Origin of the sequence: Novosphingobium tardum, assembly GCF_042652045.1 — a bacterium.
GTDB classification, from domain to species: domain Bacteria; phylum Pseudomonadota; class Alphaproteobacteria; order Sphingomonadales; family Sphingomonadaceae; genus Novosphingobium; species Novosphingobium tardum.
In genome coordinates this window covers 1,127,260-1,144,413 of the sequence record NZ_JBHSDR010000003.1, presented here as the reverse complement: position 1 = coordinate 1,144,413, position 17,154 = coordinate 1,127,260, and the positions used below count along the sequence as shown (strand labels likewise).

The 17,154-nt window shown below is 65.1% G+C and carries 15 protein-coding genes; 8 read left to right on the top strand and 7 right to left on the bottom strand.

Annotated features, from left to right (window positions below; all coding sequences use genetic code 11):
- Nucleotides 1-42: 42 nt before the first annotated feature.
- The 6 genes from cpaB (at nucleotide 43) to ACFO0A_RS05675 (ending at nucleotide 6,669) form a co-directional block, all read left to right on the top strand.
- The gene (gene cpaB, locus ACFO0A_RS05700; RefSeq protein WP_379538000.1) at nucleotides 43-1,071 is read left to right on the top strand and encodes a Flp pilus assembly protein CpaB; all 1,029 of its coding nucleotides are present in this window, start codon (nucleotides 43-45) and stop codon (nucleotides 1,069-1,071) included.
- Between the two features lie 55 nt (nucleotides 1,072-1,126).
- A complete protein-coding gene (locus tag ACFO0A_RS05695) occupies nucleotides 1,127-2,632 on the top strand; it encodes a type II and III secretion system protein family protein (RefSeq protein WP_379537999.1) in 1,506 nt (501 codons plus the stop codon).
- Between the two features lie 14 nt (nucleotides 2,633-2,646).
- The gene (locus ACFO0A_RS05690) at nucleotides 2,647-3,309 is read left to right on the top strand and encodes a CpaD family pilus assembly protein (protein ID WP_379537998.1); all 663 of its coding nucleotides are present in this window, start codon (nucleotides 2,647-2,649) and stop codon (nucleotides 3,307-3,309) included.
- Nucleotides 3,310-3,311: 2 nt separating this feature from the next.
- Nucleotides 3,312-4,583: a pilus assembly protein CpaE gene (locus ACFO0A_RS05685; RefSeq protein WP_379537997.1), complete on the top strand. Its 1,272-nt coding sequence runs from the start codon at nucleotides 3,312-3,314 to the stop codon at nucleotides 4,581-4,583.
- A 90-nt stretch (nucleotides 4,584-4,673) separates the two neighbouring features.
- Nucleotides 4,674-5,642: a type II secretion system F family protein gene (locus ACFO0A_RS05680; protein WP_379537996.1), complete on the top strand. Its 969-nt coding sequence runs from the start codon at nucleotides 4,674-4,676 to the stop codon at nucleotides 5,640-5,642.
- 19 nt (nucleotides 5,643-5,661) lie between these two features.
- Entirely contained in the window at nucleotides 5,662-6,669 is a 1,008-nt protein-coding gene (locus ACFO0A_RS05675) for a type II secretion system F family protein (protein WP_379537995.1), read from the top strand.
- 46 nt (nucleotides 6,670-6,715) lie between these two features.
- On the opposite strand, the gene ACFO0A_RS05670 is transcribed toward ACFO0A_RS05675, so the two are convergent.
- The 7 genes from ACFO0A_RS05670 to ACFO0A_RS05640 form a co-directional block, all read right to left on the bottom strand.
- Nucleotides 6,716-7,723 (bottom strand): fumarylacetoacetate hydrolase family protein, encoded by a 1,008-nt coding sequence (locus ACFO0A_RS05670; RefSeq protein WP_379537994.1) that lies wholly within the window; start codon nucleotides 7,721-7,723, stop codon nucleotides 6,716-6,718.
- Between the two features lie 40 nt (nucleotides 7,724-7,763).
- A complete protein-coding gene (locus ACFO0A_RS05665) occupies nucleotides 7,764-8,222 on the bottom strand; it encodes a MarR family winged helix-turn-helix transcriptional regulator (protein WP_379537993.1) in 459 nt (152 codons plus the stop codon).
- A 51-nt stretch (nucleotides 8,223-8,273) separates the two neighbouring features.
- The gene (maiA, locus tag ACFO0A_RS05660) at nucleotides 8,274-8,906 is read right to left on the bottom strand and encodes a maleylacetoacetate isomerase (RefSeq protein WP_379537992.1); all 633 of its coding nucleotides are present in this window, start codon (nucleotides 8,904-8,906) and stop codon (nucleotides 8,274-8,276) included.
- Nucleotides 8,903-9,547 carry a TetR family transcriptional regulator gene (locus tag ACFO0A_RS05655; protein ID WP_379537991.1) on the bottom strand — a complete coding sequence of 215 codons (645 nt, stop codon included), beginning with the start codon at nucleotides 9,545-9,547 and terminating at the stop codon, nucleotides 8,903-8,905. Before ACFO0A_RS05655 ends, maiA begins: the two co-directional genes overlap by 4 nt.
- The gene (locus ACFO0A_RS05650) at nucleotides 9,544-10,416 is read right to left on the bottom strand and encodes a crotonase/enoyl-CoA hydratase family protein (RefSeq protein WP_379537990.1); all 873 of its coding nucleotides are present in this window, start codon (nucleotides 10,414-10,416) and stop codon (nucleotides 9,544-9,546) included. The genes ACFO0A_RS05655 and ACFO0A_RS05650 overlap by 4 nt, the downstream gene beginning before the upstream one ends.
- A gap of 19 nt (nucleotides 10,417-10,435) precedes the next feature.
- Complete coding sequence (locus ACFO0A_RS05645) at nucleotides 10,436-11,218, bottom strand: SDR family NAD(P)-dependent oxidoreductase (RefSeq protein WP_379537989.1); 783 nt, start codon at nucleotides 11,216-11,218, stop codon at nucleotides 10,436-10,438.
- Between the two features lie 112 nt (nucleotides 11,219-11,330).
- Entirely contained in the window at nucleotides 11,331-12,503 is a 1,173-nt protein-coding gene (locus ACFO0A_RS05640; protein WP_379537988.1) for an acetyl-CoA C-acetyltransferase, read from the bottom strand.
- 312 nt (nucleotides 12,504-12,815) lie between these two features.
- Between ACFO0A_RS05640 and ACFO0A_RS05635 the strand changes: the two genes are divergently transcribed.
- Nucleotides 12,816-16,043: a TonB-dependent receptor domain-containing protein gene (locus ACFO0A_RS05635; protein ID WP_379537987.1), complete on the top strand. Its 3,228-nt coding sequence runs from the start codon at nucleotides 12,816-12,818 to the stop codon at nucleotides 16,041-16,043.
- A 74-nt stretch (nucleotides 16,044-16,117) separates the two neighbouring features.
- Nucleotides 16,118-17,116: a 2OG-Fe(II) oxygenase gene (locus ACFO0A_RS05630; RefSeq protein WP_379537986.1), complete on the top strand. Its 999-nt coding sequence runs from the start codon at nucleotides 16,118-16,120 to the stop codon at nucleotides 17,114-17,116.
- Nucleotides 17,117-17,154 lie beyond the last annotated feature (38 nt).

Here is a 17,154-nt window from a genome sequence, read left to right as displayed (position 1 = left end):
CCCGATAGGACGGGGCGGAACTGCAAGGGGCGGGTGTAAGCCATGGACAAGAAGAAGCTGATGCTGCTGGTGGGGGCGCTGATCGTGGCGATCGGCACCGCCTTTGCTGCCCGGAGCGTTTTCGCAGGGGCCGGTTCGCCACAGGCGGAAGCCGCCCAGCTCGAGGCCAAGGGACCCAAGGTCCTCGTCGCCCAGCGAGCCTTGCCGGTAGGCACGATCATCACCGCGGATTCGGTGGCTTATCAGGCCTGGCCGAAGGACATGGTGCAGGACGCCTACTTCATCGACGGCGAGGCAGACATTTCCAAGCTGCTCGGCACCGTCGTACGCTTTCCCATCACCGCAGGCGAACCGATGACGCAAGGCTCGCTCGTCGCGCCGGGCGATCGCGGCTTCCTGGCCGCAGCGCTCGGACCGGGCATGCGTGCGATCACCGTTCCCGTGTCGGCCAAGACCGGCGTCGGCGGCTTCGTGTTCCCGGGCGACCATGTCGACCTCATGCTGACCCAGACGGTCAAGGGCGAGGACGGCGGCCAAGCGCTCAAGGCGGCGGAGACCATCCTGCGCAACCTTCGCGTGCTCGCCACCGACCAGTCGACCGATACCGCGGTCGTCGAAGGCAAGACCGTCGTGAAGCAGTTCCGCACCGTCACGCTCGAAGTGACGCCCAAGATCGCCGAGAAGATCGCGGTGGCGCAGACCATCGGCACGCTCAGCCTGTCGCTGCGCTCGATCGCCGACAACCAGTCCGAGCTCGAGCGCGCGATTGCAGCGGGCGACATTTCGGTACCCGAGGGCGCATCGAAGGAAGAGGAAGAAAAGCTCCTCAAGGCCGCGATGAGCCGTCCGATGGACAACGGCAGCACCTTCGTGACCGGTGGCGACGTGTCGCGCTTCCAGCGCCGCTCGATGCCCGCCGCGGCGCCAGCACGGCCCGCGCCCGGAGCCTTCGTAACTCCCGCGTCTTTCGCCGCCGCCCAGGCTCGCCCGGTCACCGTGACCGTGAGCTCCGGCCCGATCGTGCGCGTCACCAGGGGCAAGAGCACCGTCGAGGTGCCGGTAAGCAGGTAATCTGGAGCGCGTGGGGACGCGCACCAAACGCAACGAAATTTCGAGGGGCAATTCAATGAAACGCCGACTGATCGCTACCCTGCTGAGTGCGGCCTGTACGCTCGCTCCGCTGGCCCTGGTTCCCGCCTCTAGCGCCTCGGCGCAGTCGCTCAACCGCCCGGCCAACGACATCGTGCTCTCGATCGGGCGTGGCCAGCTGGTCACCATTCCCGGACGGATGTCGGACGTCTTCGTCGCCGACGAAAGCATTGCCGACGTCCAGGTGAAGTCGGCCAATCAGCTCTACGTCTTCGGCAAGGAAGGCGGCGAGACCACGGTCTACGCCAGCAACGCTGCGGGCGCGGTGATCTGGTCGGCTAACATCCGGGTCGGCTCCAACATCGACAGCGTCGATCAGATGCTCCACCTCGCCATGCCTGACGCCAAGGTCAACGTGGCGACGATGAACGGCACCGTGCTACTGACGGGGACGGTCGCCGCGCCCGAAGATGCCGCCGAGGCCGAGCGGCTGGTCAAGGCCTTCGTCACCGACAAGACCAATGTCATCAGCCGCCTGCGGACCGCAACGCCGCTGCAGGTGAACCTTCAGGTCAAGTTCGCCGAGGTCAGCCGTTCGCTGGTCCGCGAACTCGGCGTCAACCTGCTTACCCGTGACAACACCAGCGGCTTCCAGTTCGGGATCGCCCAGGGCCGCGCCGGTTCGGTTTCGTTCAATGCGGACGGCACCAAGAACTTCGTCGGCCAGGCCGGCAAGACCGCCATCGCCGGGTTCGGCAAGTTCCTGGGCCTCGACATCGCGAGCGCGCTGGACCTGGCCGAGACCGACGGTCTCGTGACCACGTTGTCCCAGCCCAACCTCACCGCGCTGTCGGGCGAGACCGCTGACTTCCTGGCGGGCGGCGAATATCCGATCCCGATCAGCCAAGGCCTCGGCACGACCTCGATCGAATACAAGAAGTATGGCGTCAGCCTCGCCTACACGCCCACCGTCCTTGCCAATGGCCGGATCTCGCTGCGCGTTCGCCCCGAAGTGTCCGAGCTTTCGAGCCAGGGCGCGGTGAACCTCAACGGCTTCCAGGTTCCGGCGCTGACCATCCGGCGCGCCGAGACGACGATCGAACTCGGCTCGGGCCAAAGCTTCATGATTGCGGGCCTGCTTTCCAACAAGGCGCTGAACAACGTGAGCAAGGCACCCGGCATCGGCGACCTGCCGATCCTGGGAAGCCTGTTCCGGTCGACTTCGTACCAGAAGGGCGAGACCGAGCTGGTCATCGTCGTCACGCCTTACCTCGTGAATCCGGTCGACGCCAATTCGATCAAGTTGCCGACCGACGGCTTCCGCACGCCGAACGACATCCAGCGCCTTCTCGGCAACATGGACAATGCCGGCAAGTCGGGCGCATCGCGCGCGGTTCCGCAGGCGGTCGAAACGGCCCCGGCCAACCCGCAGGTGGGCTCGCTCGACGCGGTCCCCGCAGTCGATCCCAAGTCCGGCAAGCGGTTCCGCAAGGGTCAGCGTTCCGCCGACGCGGGCGCCACCCCCGGCTTCAGCCTCAAGTGAGAAAGGTGCAAGACATGTCTCCTTCGTTGACACGCACGCCGCGCCGTCTGCTGGCCGGCGCCATCACCCTCTCGCTCGGGCTGGCCCTTTCGGCCTGCGGAACGATGCCGGCCAATCACTCGCTGGAAAGCGTTAGGCAACCGGTCGTCGCGCGGACCAACTACACGCTCGACGTTCAGTCCGGTCCCGACGGCCTCTCGATCCCGGAACAGCGCCGGCTCGCCGGCTGGTTCGAGGCAATGGACCTGCGCTACGGCGACCGCATCGCGATCGACGACCCCTCTTATGGCGGCGCCGCGCGCGCTTCGGTCGAAGCGGTTGCGGCACGCTACGGCCTGCTGGTGAGCGACACCGCGCCGGTCACTCCGGGTGCAGTCCCGTCGGGCGCTGCCCGCGTCGTGGTGACCCGCACGACCGCGTCGGTCCCGGGCTGTCCCGACTGGTCGATGAAGTCCGACTTCAGCATGAACAACGCCACCTCGCCCGGCTACGGCTGCGCGATCAACGGCAACCTGGCCTCGATGGTCGCGGATCCGGAACACCTGATCCACGGCGAGAAGGGCACCGGCGAAACGACCGTGCTCACTTCGAGCAAGGCCATCGACAGCTATCGCCAGGCCAAGCCCACGGGCGAGCAGGGCCTGAAGCAGACGTCTACCGAAAACGGGGGTAAGTAACGATGAACGCGCCTTGGAAACCGGCAGCCCAGACCGGCCGCGATGCCTTCGCCGCGTTCATCTGTGACGAAGCTGCCCTGGACGTCCTTCGTCCTGTGGTCGTCGAAATGGGCTGGCAGCCCGAGAAGTGCAACAAGGGCGGCCTGCGCAATGCGGTCCAGTCGCTCTCGATCACGGCCAGCCCCAACATCCTCATGGTCGACCTGTCGGAAAGCGGCGATCCGCTGAACGACATCAACGGCCTCGCCGAAGTGTGCGAGCCCGGCACGGTGGTGATCGCCATCGGCCAGGTCAACGACGTGCGGCTCTATCGCGACCTGCTCGCCAGCGGGATCCACGACTATCTGCTCAAGCCGCTTTCGGCCTCACAGATCAGGGATTCGCTGGTCAACGCGCAGACCATCTTCATGGCGCCCAAAAGCCATGAGGCGCAGACCGTAAAGCAGCACATTTCGACCGCAGTGATCGGAACGCGCGGCGGGGTCGGCGCGAGCACCGTCGCCACCTCCCTCGCCTGGCTGTTCAGTGCCGATCACAAGCTGCCGACCGCCCTGCTCGACCTCGACGTGCACTTCGGTACGGGCGCGCTCGCGCTCGACCTGGAGCCGGGCCGCGGCCTGACCGATGCGATCGACAACCCGAGCCGGATCGACGGCCTGTTCATCGAACGCGCGATGATCCGCGCGAACGACAACCTTGCGATCCTCTCGGCCGAAGCGCCGATCGGCTCGCCGCTGATGACCGACGGTTCGGCATTCGTGCAGCTGGAGGAGGAATTCCGCCAGGCATTCGAGATGACCGTGGTCGATCTGCCGCGCAACATGCTGATCAACTTCCCGCACCTTCTGGCCGACATGAATGTCATCGTCCTGACGACTGAAATGACGTTGGCTTCGGCGCGCGATTCGATCCGGCTCCTGTCGTGGCTCAAGGCCAATGCCTCGCACGCCCGCCCGATCGTGGTGGCCAACAAGGTCCAGCCGGGCATGGCAGAGATCAGTCGGGCGGATTTCGAAGCCTCGATCGAGCGCAAGATCGACTTCTTGGTGCCTTACGACCTCAAGGCCGCAGCTAACGCCGCCAAGCTCGGTCAGACGTTCGCCGATGCCAACCGCTCGAGCAAGGCCGGCGCAGCGCTGCGCGATGTCGCGACCGCGATCCTCGGCACTGTGCAGATCGACGAAAGCGAAGGCACGGAAGCGGCGCAGAAGAAGTCGCTGTTCGGCAAGATCGGCGACCTCAAGGCGATGCTGCCCAACAAGCCGAAGAAATAACCAGCGATGCGGGCGCGGCCCGCCGGCGGTTGCCGGCGGCGCCGTTCCCGCCATCACGATGTCTGAACCAAGGAAAGGCGGGCGAAAGGGATGAATATGCAGCTGCTGCTGATTGCCGGCGGGCTGACGCTTGTCCTGTTCCTGGGCTATTCGGCGTTCGCCGGACCATCGACGTCAAAGGAAAGCCAGCGCCGCCTCCAGGCGTTGCGCCTGCGCCATTCCGACAGCACGAACGCCAAGGTCGAGGCGCAGTACCGCAAGGCCATCGCTTCACGCAAACCGATGGTCCACCAGGTTGCGGGCTCGGCCAGCCGGATCGAGGCCCTGGCGCTGCGGCTGCACCGCACCGGCAAGGGCTGGACGCTTAAGCAGTATCTCTACACCTCGCTTGGCCTGACCGTCGCCGTGGCCATGATCGTGTTCCTCAAGAGCCACGCGGCCGCGCTTTCGCTTGGCATGGGGCTGTTCGTCGGCGCCGGTCTTCCGCACTTTATCGTCAACTACAACATCAAGAAGCGCGGCGCGAAGTTCACGACCAAGTTCCCCGACGCAATCGAGCTGCTCGTCCGCGGCCTGCGCTCGGGCCTGCCCGTGACCGAGACCCTGGGCGTCGTGGCCACCGAGGTTCCCGGGCCCGTCGGCGAAGAATTCAAGATGGTGACAGAGCGGATCCGCATCGGCCGTACAATGGAGGATGCCCTTCAGGAAACCGCCGATCGCCTCAATACGCCCGAATTCAGCTTCTTTGTCATCACCCTGGCGATCCAGCGCGAAACCGGCGGCAACCTTGCCGAAACGCTGTCGAACCTGGCGGACGTGCTGCGCAAGCGCGCGCAGATGAAGCTGAAAATCCGGGCGATGAGTTCTGAATCGAAAGCCTCGGCCTACATCGTCGGATCGCTGCCGTTCCTCGTGTTCACGATGGTCTGGTGGATCAACCCCAAATACCTCAGCGGGTTCTTCAGCGACGACCGCCTGATCGCCACCGGGCTTGGCGGGGCCGTGTGGATGGCCATCGGGGCCTTCATCATGGCCAAGATGGTCAGCTTCGAAATCTAAGCGAGCGGAACGAACCAACATGCTCAACTCCTCTCCCGGTCCGACGCTTCTCGGCTTCGATGTCATCTGGGTCGGCTCGATCCTCGTGGCGATGGCGACGATGGCGATCCTGCTTGCGATCTACGCCGCGGTTACCGTGCGCGATCCCATGGCCAAGCGCGTCAAGGCGCTGACCGAACGGCGCGAGCAGCTCAAGTCGGGCCTGATGGTCTCGAACGCCAAGAAGCGCGTGAGCCTCATCCGCAAGAACGAGACCACCGATCGCATGCGCGACACCCTGCAATCGCTGCGGGTGCTGCAGGACAGCCAGCTCAAGGACGTGCAGCAGAAGCTCGCCCAGGCCGGTATCCGCAAGAAGGAGTGGGCCGTTGCGGTCATCTTCGCGCGCATGATCCTGCCGATCGTGCTCGGGCTGATCGGCGCGATTCTGGTCTACTGGACGAACACATTCCCCGAATGGGGCACGATGAAGCGGTTCATGGCCTTCGCCGCGTTTGTCGGCGCGGGCTACAAGGGCCCCGACATCTTCATCAAGAACAAGATCAACAAGCGCACCGACCTCATTCGCAAGGGCCTTCCCGATGCGCTCGACCTGCTGGTGATCTGCGCCGAGGCCGGCCTGACTGTCGACGCAGCGTTCAACCGCGTCGCCAAGGAACTGGGCCGCGCCTATCCCGAATTGGGCGACGAGTTCGCCCTGACCGCGATCGAGCTGTCGTTCCTTACCGAGCGCCGCCAGGCGTTCGAGAACCTGGCGTATCGCGTCAATCTCGATGCGGTGAAGGGCGTGGTCACGACCATGGTCCAGACCGAGCGTTACGGTACCCCGTTGGCATCCGCGCTGCGCGTGCTCTCGGCCGAATTCCGGAACGAGCGCATGATGCGCGCCGAGGAAAAGGCCGCGCGCCTTCCCGCGATCATGACCGTGCCGCTGATCCTGTTCATCCTGCCGGTGCTGTTCATCGTGATCTTGGGGCCGGCGGCCTGCTCGATCAGCGACGCCTTCTCGCACAAGCCCGGACAGTAAGGGACCACTAAGCCGCCGCCTTCGCGCAGCGAGGCGGCGGAGCGGGCTAGAGCGGAACGACTTCCTGCTCAATCGCGCCGAAGATGCTCTTGCCCTTGTCGTCGCGCATCTCGATCCGCACCGTGTCGCCGTAGCGCAGGAACGGCGTGGTCGCTTCGCCGCTGGCGATTTGTTCGACCATCCGCTGTTCGGCAATGCAGGAATAGCCGCGCCCGCCCGCGGAAACAGGGCGTCCGGGCGAGCCGTCTGGATCGCGGTTGGAAACGGTCCCGCTGCCGATGATCGAGCCGGCGCCGACCGAGCGGGTCTTGGCAAGGTGAGCGATCAGGATACCGAAGTCGAAAGTGCACTCTTCGCCTGCCTCGGCCCGTCCGAAGGGCTTGCCATTGAGGTCGACCTGCAACGCGTGATGCAGCTTTCCGTCGCGCCAGGCGCTGCCCAGCGCATCGGGCGTGACGAACACCGGCGAGAACGCCGTGGCGGGCTTGGCCTGGACAAAGCCGAACCCCTTCGCCAGTTCGCCCGGGATGAGGTTGCGCAGCGAAACGTCGTTGACCAGTCCGACCAGACGGACCTGCTTCAGTGCCTCGTCGCGCGTTGCCCCTTGCGGGACGTCACCGGTCACGACGCAGATCTCCGCCTCCATGTCGCAGCCCCAGGCCTCGTCCGCGAGCGCGATTGGTGAGCGGCCGGGGCGCAGGTCATCGCTGCCTCCCTGATACATCAGCGGGTCGTTCCAGAAGCTTTCAGGAAGTTCGGCCCCTCGCGCGCGGCGGACCAGTTCCACATGGTTCACGTAGGCGCTGCCGTCAGCCCATTGATAGGCACGCGGCAGCGGTGCCGCCGCCTCGCGCTCGTGGAAGCGCTTCCGTGGAATAGCCTCATGGGAAAGCTCGATCGCGAGCGATTCAACCTCGGGCGCGAAGCGATCCCAGTCGTCGAGCAGCGCCTGCATGGTCGGCACGATGTGATCGGCATCGGCGTACCAGGCGAGATCGTCGGACACGACGATCAGCCGCCCGTCGCGCCCCTGCGGAAGTGATGCCAGTTTCATCGGTCAGATCGCCTCGCGGGCAAGAGTGAGGGTTGTCGGGTCAGGCTTCGGCCCGTTCGAGCGATTCGACGCTGGCAAGGAGCTTGCCCAGCGTCGCACGCAATACCTCGGTTTCCTTGGCGGTCAGGCATGCGAAGATGCGCTGGTACATGTCCTCGGCCAGCGGCATGATCTGGCCGTGCATCGTCTCTCCTACCGCGGTCAGGGCGAGGTGGTGCGAGCGGCCGTCGGCCACGTTGGGATTGCGGACCACAAGGCCTCGATCTTCCAGCACCTTGCACGCGCGATTGACCGCCACCTTGTCCATCAGCGTCGCATTGACGAGTTCGCGCTGGGTCCGCGGGCCTGCATCGCCCAGCACCGCCATGACCCGCCATTCGGGAATCTTCAGGCCGAAACGCGCGCGATACTTGTCGGCGATCATGTCGCTCACCGCGTTGCTGGTGATCGAAAGCCGGTAGGGCATGAACTCGGCCAGGCGGGTGTGTCGGTGGGGCATGTTGCAAAGGTTTCTAATGCAACCTCACCGGCACGCAAGGGGCGAGCGGATTCAGTCCGGATTGACCGCTTCGGGTGCAGCGCGCGCGACAGGTTCCAGCGCGCGCATCGCGGCATCGATCCGCAGCAGCCGGGGGAAATCCTGCAGGTCCATGTTGAAGCGGCGCGCGCTGTACATCTGCGGGACGAGGCACACGTCGGCAAGATCGGGCGCATCGCCGCCGAAGAAACCGTCCCGCGGTGCATCGCGCTCGAGCGTTTCGAACGCCGAGGTGATCCAGCGCTGGATCCACCGCTCGACCCGCGCCTCGTCCGCGCCGAATTCCTCGCGAAGGTAGTTGAGGACGCGCAGGTTGTTCAGCGGATGGGTATCGGCCGCGAGGACCAAGGCCTGGGCAAGCGTACGCGATCGCCGCGCCGGATCGGACGAGACCATCGGCGGGTCCTTGTGAGTCGCATCGAGGTAGTCGATGATCGCCAGGCTCTGGGTCAGGACAAGCCCGTCGATTTCCAGCGTCGGCACCAGCCCTTGCGGGTTTAGAGCGAGATAATCGTCGTGCGTTTGCTCGCCCAGCCGAAGATCCACGGGGTGAGCGGTGTAGTCCACGCCCTTGAGATTGAGGACGATCCGGACCCGATAGGCGGCGGAGGAGCGCCAGTAATCATGCAGGACCGCGCCGCTCATGCAGGCGCGCTTCCGCGCGCGAGGATCGCGGCCATCGTCAGGTCGATCACATGATCGCGATAGCGGTCGCGCAGTTCCTCGGTGAGGGTATCCTGATCGAAGCAGTGCCGCAGCACGAGCCGCGCGGAGAAGAACCGATCCGCCGCGCCGGTCGCGAAGAAATAGAACAGTTGCGGGTCGATCCGGCGGAACACGCCGGTCTCCACCCCCTCACGAATCAACTGGTCGTACGCCTTGTGCAGCGGGACAAGGTGGGTCTCGGCGATGCGGCGCGCCTCCGCCTCGTCGCTGTCGCGAACCAGCCTCATCAGCAGGCGGTTGAGGTAGGGGTAAGCGAAGAACGTGTCGATCATCGCCGACAGATGGCGCCGCAACTTGGCTTCGGGATCCATCTCCTTGTGCAGCAGCGCGCCTACGCCGCCGGTGATCGTCGCCATGTCGCGGTCGAGCAAGGCCTTCATCAGCCCGGCCTTGTTGCCGAAGTAATACTTCACCAGGGCCGAGTTCAGGCCCGAACGCAGGCTCAGCTCGGACAGCGAGATGTCGACGATATCGCCCTCGCGCATGATCGCGCTGGCGGTTTCCAGCAGGAGCGCGCGGGCGCCCGGGGTGTCGTTGCAAGGCGCCGGATCGTCGCTCATGCGTAGTCGGGCTCGCTCCACCACGGATAAAAGTCGGGCATGTCGCTGCTGACCTTTCCGGGAAAGGCGGCGGGACGCTTTTCGAGGAAGCTGGCCACACCCTCGGCCGCATCGACGCCCTTCGACAGGCGATAGATCGCCCGGCTGTCGATCTTGTGCGCGGCCATCGGGTGATCCGCCCACGGCACGCGCCACAACATCGCGCGGGTCATCGCCACCGATACCGCGCTGGTGTTCTCGGCGATTTCGGCCGCCAGCGCCCGGGCCGCCGGCATCAGATCCTCCGGAGCGTGGAGCGAACGCACGAGGCCGCCGCGAAGCGCCTCCTCGGCGTCGAAAACACGCCCGGTCATGCACCACTCGAGCGCCTGCGGCAGGCCGACGATGCGCGGCAGGAACCAGCTCGACGCCGCCTCGGGCACGATCCCGCGTCGCGCGAAGACAAGGCCGAAGCGCGCGGTCGTGCTGGCGAGGCGGATGTCCATCGGCAGCTGCATGGTAACGCCCACGCCGACCGCCGCGCCGTTGATCGCCCCGATCACCGGCTTGACCGACTGGAAGATGCGCAAGGTCATTTTGCCGCCGCCGTCGCGCACGATGGGATCGGACAGGTCGGAAACCGCCTCGCCGCTCGAAAACACGGCGCGACCGTCCGAAGGGGTCAGGTCGGCGCCGGCGCAGAATACGCGGTTCCCCTGCCCCGTAACGATCACCGCGCGGACTTCGTCGTCCGCGTCGCTGCGGTCGAACGCGTCGTGCATCTCCAGCCGCATGGTGTCGGTGAACGCGTTCATCTTTTCAGGACGGTTCAGGGTGATCGTGGCGACACGATCGGCGACTTCATAATTGATCTGGCTGTAGTCGCCCATCGTCAGGTGCTCCTGTCTCTCAGCGCGGGGCCATGCGGATCGCGCCGTCGAGCCGCACGTCCTCGCCGTTGAAATACCCGCACTCGATCATCGTCATGGCAAGCTGGGCATACTCGGTCGGATTGCCGAGCCGCTTGGGATAGGGAACCGAGGCACCGAGCGCATCGCGCACGTTCTGGGGCGCGCCGGCCAGCAGCGGGGTGTCGAAGATGCCCGGCAGGATGGTGTTGACGCGAATGCCTTCGCCCGACAGGTCGCGCGCGATCGGCAGGGTCATGCCCACGACGCCGCCCTTCGAGGCCGAATAGGCCGCCTGGCCGATCTGGCCATCCTCGGCGGCGACCGAGGCGGTGTTGACGATCGCGCCGCGGTCGCCGTCTTCCTGCGGCTCCAGCGTCAGCATACCGGCCGCTGACTTGGCGATGCAGCGGAAGGTCCCGACAAGGTTGATCTGGATGATCCAGTTGAAGGCCTCGAGCGGGAAGTGCTTGATCGAGCCGTCTTCCTTGCTGCGCGATGCGGTCTTGATGGCGTTGCCGGTGCCCGCGCAGTTGACGAGGATGCGTTCCTGGCCATGAGCCTCGCGCGCCTTGGCGAAGCCGGCGTCGACCGATGCGTCGTCGGTCACGTTGACCTCGCAGAACACGCCGCCGATTTCGGCTGCGACGGCCTTGCCCTTCTCTTCCTGCAGGTCGAAGATCGCGACCTTGACGCCCTTGTCCGCAAGCGCCCGCGCAGTGGCGGCGCCCAGGCCCGAAGCTCCGCCGGTAACGACCGCGGCCACTGTGTTGTCGAGTTTCATTCTTGTCTTCCTCTCATGATCCCCGGCGCGCAGGCCAGGGTCCGAACTTCGTAACCTTGCGGGGACGCTGCCGCGCGGGATCGGCTGCGGCTTTCGCCGGAGCCCGGGACGATCAGACCATCTCGACGATCGTGACGTTGGCGACGCCGCCGCCTTCGCACATCGTCTGCAGGCCGTACTTCTTGCCCCGCGCCTTAAGCGCGTGAAGCAGCGTCGACATCAGCTTGGTGCCGCTGGCGCCCAGCGGGTGCCCCAGCGCGATGGCGCCGCCATTGACGTTGAGGCGCGCCGGGTCGGCGCCGGTGTGCTTGAGCCACGCGAGCGGTACGCTGGCGAACGCCTCGTTCACTTCGTAAAGATCGATGTCGTCGATAGCGAGACCGGCCTTCTGCAGCGCGCGATCGGTCGCGAACAACGGCTCTTCCAGCATGATCACCGGATCACCGGCGGTTACTGTCAACGTGTGGATGCGGGCGAGCGGCGTCAGGCCATAAGTCTTCAGCGCCGCCTCGGATACGACCAGCGCCGCGCTCGAGCCGTCGCAGATCTGGCTGGAGCTGGCAGCGGTCAGCATGCCGTCGGGGGTCAGCAGCTTGACCCCGGCGATGCCTTCGAGGCTGGCGTCGAAGCGGATGCCCTCGTCGACGGTATGCTGGGCCTGCCCTTCGGGAGTCTCGATCGTGATGGGCACGATCTCGTCACGGAACGCCCCGCCTTGTGTCGCGGCAATGGCCTTCTGGTGACTTTCGAAGGCGAAGCGGTCGAGATCGTCCTTGGTGAGGCCGTGCTTCTTCACGATCATCTCGGCACCGGCGAACTGCGACCACATGATGCCCGGGTACTTCGCCTCGAGGCCGGGCGACTTGTAGTTGCCGAGCCCCTCCTTCATGTGAAACATCGCGCTCGAGCCCATGGGAACGCGGCTCATGCTCTCGATCCCGCTGGCGATCACGACGTCCTGCGTGCCCGACATCACCGCCTGCGCCGCGAACTGGATTGCCTGCTGCGACGAGCCGCACTGGCGGTCGATCGTGACCGCGGGCGTGCTTTGCGGCAAGTGCCTGGAGGCAAGAACGGCGTTGCGCCCGACCTGCATCGACTGCTCGCCCGCCTGGGTGACGCAACCCATGATAACGTCCTCGACGGCATTCGGATCGACACCCGTCCGCTCGACCAAGGCGTCGAGCGAGGCGGCCGCGAGATCGACCGGATGGGTTCCGGCAAGTCGGCCGCCGCGACGTCCGCCGGCGGTCCGCACTGCATCAACGATATAGGCACTGGCCACAACGATTCTCCCAGGAAGGTTTAATCGACCGGTTAAAGCGGACAGTCGAAGCGGTCAAGCAACGCGGTCGGGCGGCGCGCTCTGTCGCGAAAGCCGGGCGTGTTGTCGATTTGCAACAGAAAGGTCACAATCGTAACTTCACGGCAAATCGCAAGTTGCTGCAAACGCACGGAGACCCCAACGTCCCACGATCTTACTGGCCTGTGCGTCCCCGGGATCAACAACAGAGGGATGGCAAGCCAGCGGGGCACTCGCAAAATTCAACAGGAATGTCCGGCACAGTCGGACTTTTGGTGTGAAGGGACTGACACCGTGGCATTATCCATCAAGCCCGCGCTTCGCGGGACGACTTCTCTTTATTCGGCGGCCCTGGTCGCTTTCGCGGCTGTCGGCGGTTCGTCGGCGGCTTACGCGCAGGCTGCCCCGGCTGATGAAACCGCCGCGGTCGACACGGCGAACTGCGTCGACGCCAACGGCAACGCCGTATGCGACGATCAGGAAGGCTCAACGATCGTCGTTACCGGCTCGCGCATCCGCCAGCCGAACCTCGAATCGGCCAACCCGGTCGCCGTCGTCACCGGCGCGCAGGTTTTCGAGACCGGCAACATCTCGGTCGGCGACCTGCTGAACGAACTGCCGCAGCTGCGCAGCACCTTCAGCCAGCAGAACGGCACGCGCTTTCTCGGCACCCGCGGCCTTAACCTCCTCGATCTTCGCGGTCTCGGCACCCAGCGCACCCTGGTGCTCGTCAACGGTCGCCGCCACGTCGGTTCCGACGTGCTTTCGAACGGCGTCTCGGTCGACACCAACACGATCCCTTCGGACCTGATCGAGCGTATCGACGTCGTGACCGGCGGCGCTTCGGCGGTCTACGGTTCCGACGCCATTGCGGGCGTCGTCAACTTCATCCTCAAGGATGACTTCGAGGGCATCCAGCTTCGCGGCCAGGCCGGCGTCTCCAAGTACAAGGACGCGGGCAACCAGTTCGTCTCGATGACGGCGGGCACGAACTTCGGCTCGGATGACCGCGGCAACATCGCGCTCAACGTCGAATACGCGCACAGCCAGGATTTCTACGCCCCCGGGCGTCCCTCGCTGCGCTACAACCGGAACTTCGTCGTCGTCGACACCGACCCGGGCGGCTCGGTCAACGGATCGGACGGCGTTCCCGACCGGGCGTTCTACAACGACATCCGTTTTGCCAGCCTCGCGCTTGGTGGATCGGTTCTGGCTTTCCCGAACCCGACCACGGCGCCTTGTGGCTTCAACGTTGCGGCTTACGCCTGCTCGTTCCTGTTCCAGCCCGACGGTACCCTTGTGCCGCAAACCGGAACCCGTATCGGCCTTGGCCCGACGGGGAATTTCCTCGGCGGTAACGGACTGACCAACCGCGAGGGCAAGTTGCTTGCCCTTTCGCCCGATCTGCAGCGCTATTCGGCCAACCTGATCGCGCATTACGAGATCAGCCCTGCTTTCGTGCCGTTCTTGGAAGCCAAGTACGTCCGTTCGGAAGCTTTCGGTTCGCAGAGCGGTCCGTTCTTCTCGCAGGGTGCCACGCTGGGCGATCCCGGCGGGCGCGAGCGCGTCCGCCTGGACAATCCGTACCTGAGCAGCCAGGCGCGTTCGCTCCTGACGCAGCAGTTCCTGGCGACGACGGTCAACCCGAACACTGGTGCAGCGCTTAGTGCTGCGTCGCTTGCCGCTCAGCAGGCAGCGGTCACGGCGGGAACCTTCCGCTTCAGTCTTCGTCGCAACTGGACCGATTTTGGCATCCGCGACGAGGACATCACCCGCGAGACCTATCGCGGCGTGATCGGCGTGCGCGGCGACTTCAACGATGACTGGAACTACGAAGTGTTTGCCAACTATGGCGAGCACAAGGAAAAGAACATCATCGCCGGCAACGTCAACATCCAGCGCTACCTGCTGGGTCTCGACACCACGCGCGACGCCAATGGCAACATCGTCTGCCGTTCGCAGCTCAACCCGGCCGGCACGATCTCGTACCTGACGGGCTCCCCGCTCAGCGCCGGCGACGATCCGAAGCTTGCCGCCGACATCGCGGCCTGCGTTCCGATCAATCCGTTCGGCGTGGGCTCGGTAACCGACGCGGCGCGCAAGTACGTGCTCGTCGACTCGCGCGCCAGCGGCAAGATCACCCAGCTGAACTTCGGCGGCTTCGTGACCGGCGATACCAGCGGGTTCTTCAACCTGCCGGGCGGCCCGGTCGGCTTCTCGGTCGGTGCGGAGTACCGCAAGGAAACGCTGCGTTACGATCTCGATGATCTGACCCAGGCGGGCTACGCGTTCTACAACGCAATCCCGAGCTTCACTTCGCCGTCGTTCTCGGTGAAGGAGGCCTATGCCGAAATCCAGATCCCGCTGCTCAAGGACACTCCGTTCTTCGAGGAGCTGACGCTGCGCGGCAACGGCCGGGTGTCGGACTACAAGGGCGCCACGGGCACGACCTATGCCTACGGCGGCGAAGTCACCTGGAAGCCGATCAACGACGTCACGCTGCGTGGGACGTATGCCCGCTCGGTCCGTGCGCCGAACCTCTCGGAAATCTACTCGCCCGCGGGTCAGAACTTCGCTCCGGGCTTTGCCGATCCGTGCTCTGCACGTAACCTCGCGACCGGCTCTGCCACCCGCGTGGCGAACTGCAACGCGGCGGGACGCCCGGCGGGTTACGACTTCGTGTATTCGTCCTCGCTCGAGATCAGCAGCGGCGGCAACCCGAACCTGACTGAGGAAACCTCGGACTCGTACACGGGCGGCATCCTGCTGCAGCCCCGGTTCATCCCGGGTCTGTCGCTCTCGGCCGACTACTATGACATCACTGTCAACGACGTGATCTCGGCGGTTTCGGCGCAGCAGATTGCCAATCTCTGCTACGACTCGCCCGATCTGAACAACCCGTTCTGCGGACTGTTCACGCGTAACACCGCGGCGACCGGTCCGGCTGGCGAAATTCCCTTCCAGATCCTGGAAGGTTCGCTTCTCCAGTCGTCGGCCAACTTCGCCAAGCTGAAGGTGCGCGGCATCGATAGCCAGCTCGACTATCGTTATGTCGAAGGCGATTGGACCGTTAACCTGAACGCCCTGTGGACCCACGTCCTGCAGAACGATGCGTTCACCAACCCGCAGAACCCGGCGTTCAAGAACCGGATCATCAACGAGTTGGGCGATCCCCAGGATCAGGTGAACCTCAACGCCAGCGTGAAGTACAAGAAGTTCACTGCCGGCTACCAGATCCGCTGGATCGGCAAGCAGTATCTGAACACTTACGAGGACTTCAATCCGCTGAACGGCCTGCCGCCGCAGAACGCGGACTACGCTGCGGTCAAGAAGTATCCGGACACTGCCTACATGGACGTCCGGGTTGCGCTCGACGTTACCGATCAGTTCAACATCTACTTCGGTGTCGACAACGTCGCGAACCGCATGCCTCCGTACGGCCTGACCGGCGTCGGTGGCGGCTCGGGCATCTTCGACAACCGCGGTCGGTACTTCTACACCGGCGTGAAGGCGAACTTCTGATCGAACGCACTGCCTGAACGAATTGGGGGGTCGGAACGCTGTTCCGGCCCCCTTTTTCTTGGTAGCGCCCCAGCATGACGAACTCGGGCTATCCGGCAGCGGTACAGCAGGCACTCGCGCTGGCTGAGCGCGGCGAAGTGGCCGGAGCATACCGCCTGCTGAGCGAATCGATGAACCAGGGGAACGCGCTTGCCGCTGCGCAGCTTGCGGACTGGCGCCTGGCTGGCGATCCCATCCGCCGCGATCTGGGCGAGGCCCGGGCGCTTTACGGCAGGGCGGCGGAACTCGGCCTCCATGAAGTCGCAGCCGTGCACATCGCGATGCTTGCCAACGGTGCAGGCGGTTCCGGGCGCGAGTGGCGGCGCGCGCTCGATCTGATTGCAGCGAATGCCAGCCATGACCCGCATGCGAACAGACAGCACGATCTGCTGGCGAATATGGCCATCGACGATGCGGGGGATCCGCTAAGGCGCCCGTTGTCTGCAATTGCGCATGAAAGCCCCCGGATCGAACGCCTCGCCGGATTCATGTCCGCCGCCGAGTGCCGGTACGTGACTGACCTGGCGCAGGACTTTCTCCGGCCTGCGGTGGTAATTCACCCCCAGACCGGTCGCTTCGTGAACGATCCCGTGCGCCGCGCGCACAGCGCCGCCTTTCCGTTCGTCATGGAGGATCCGGTCCTTCACGCGATCAACCGCCGGATCGCGGCAGCCACCGGAACGACTTATGAGCAGGGCGAACCGCTGCAGGTGCTAAGCTACCAACCCGGCGACGAATACAGACTTCACAGCGACGCTATTCCGGGCGAGCCTAACCAGCGGACAAAGACCTTCCTGGTCACGCTGGGAGACGATTTTTCCGGCGGGGAAACCGACTTCCCGCGTATCCCCGCAAGATTTCGCGGCGGGATGGGCGACGCCATCCTTTTCGACAACGTGACCCCAGACGGCCGTCCCGATGAACGCACATGGCATGCCGGCCTCCCCGTCACGGGCGGGCGCAAGCTTATCCTCTCGAAGTGGATCCGGGCCACGCCGCTGGACCTGTCCGGGCCTCCGGGCCGCCCCTTCTAGACCGGCACGTTGGGGGCGCGAGATTTATTCCCCGCGCC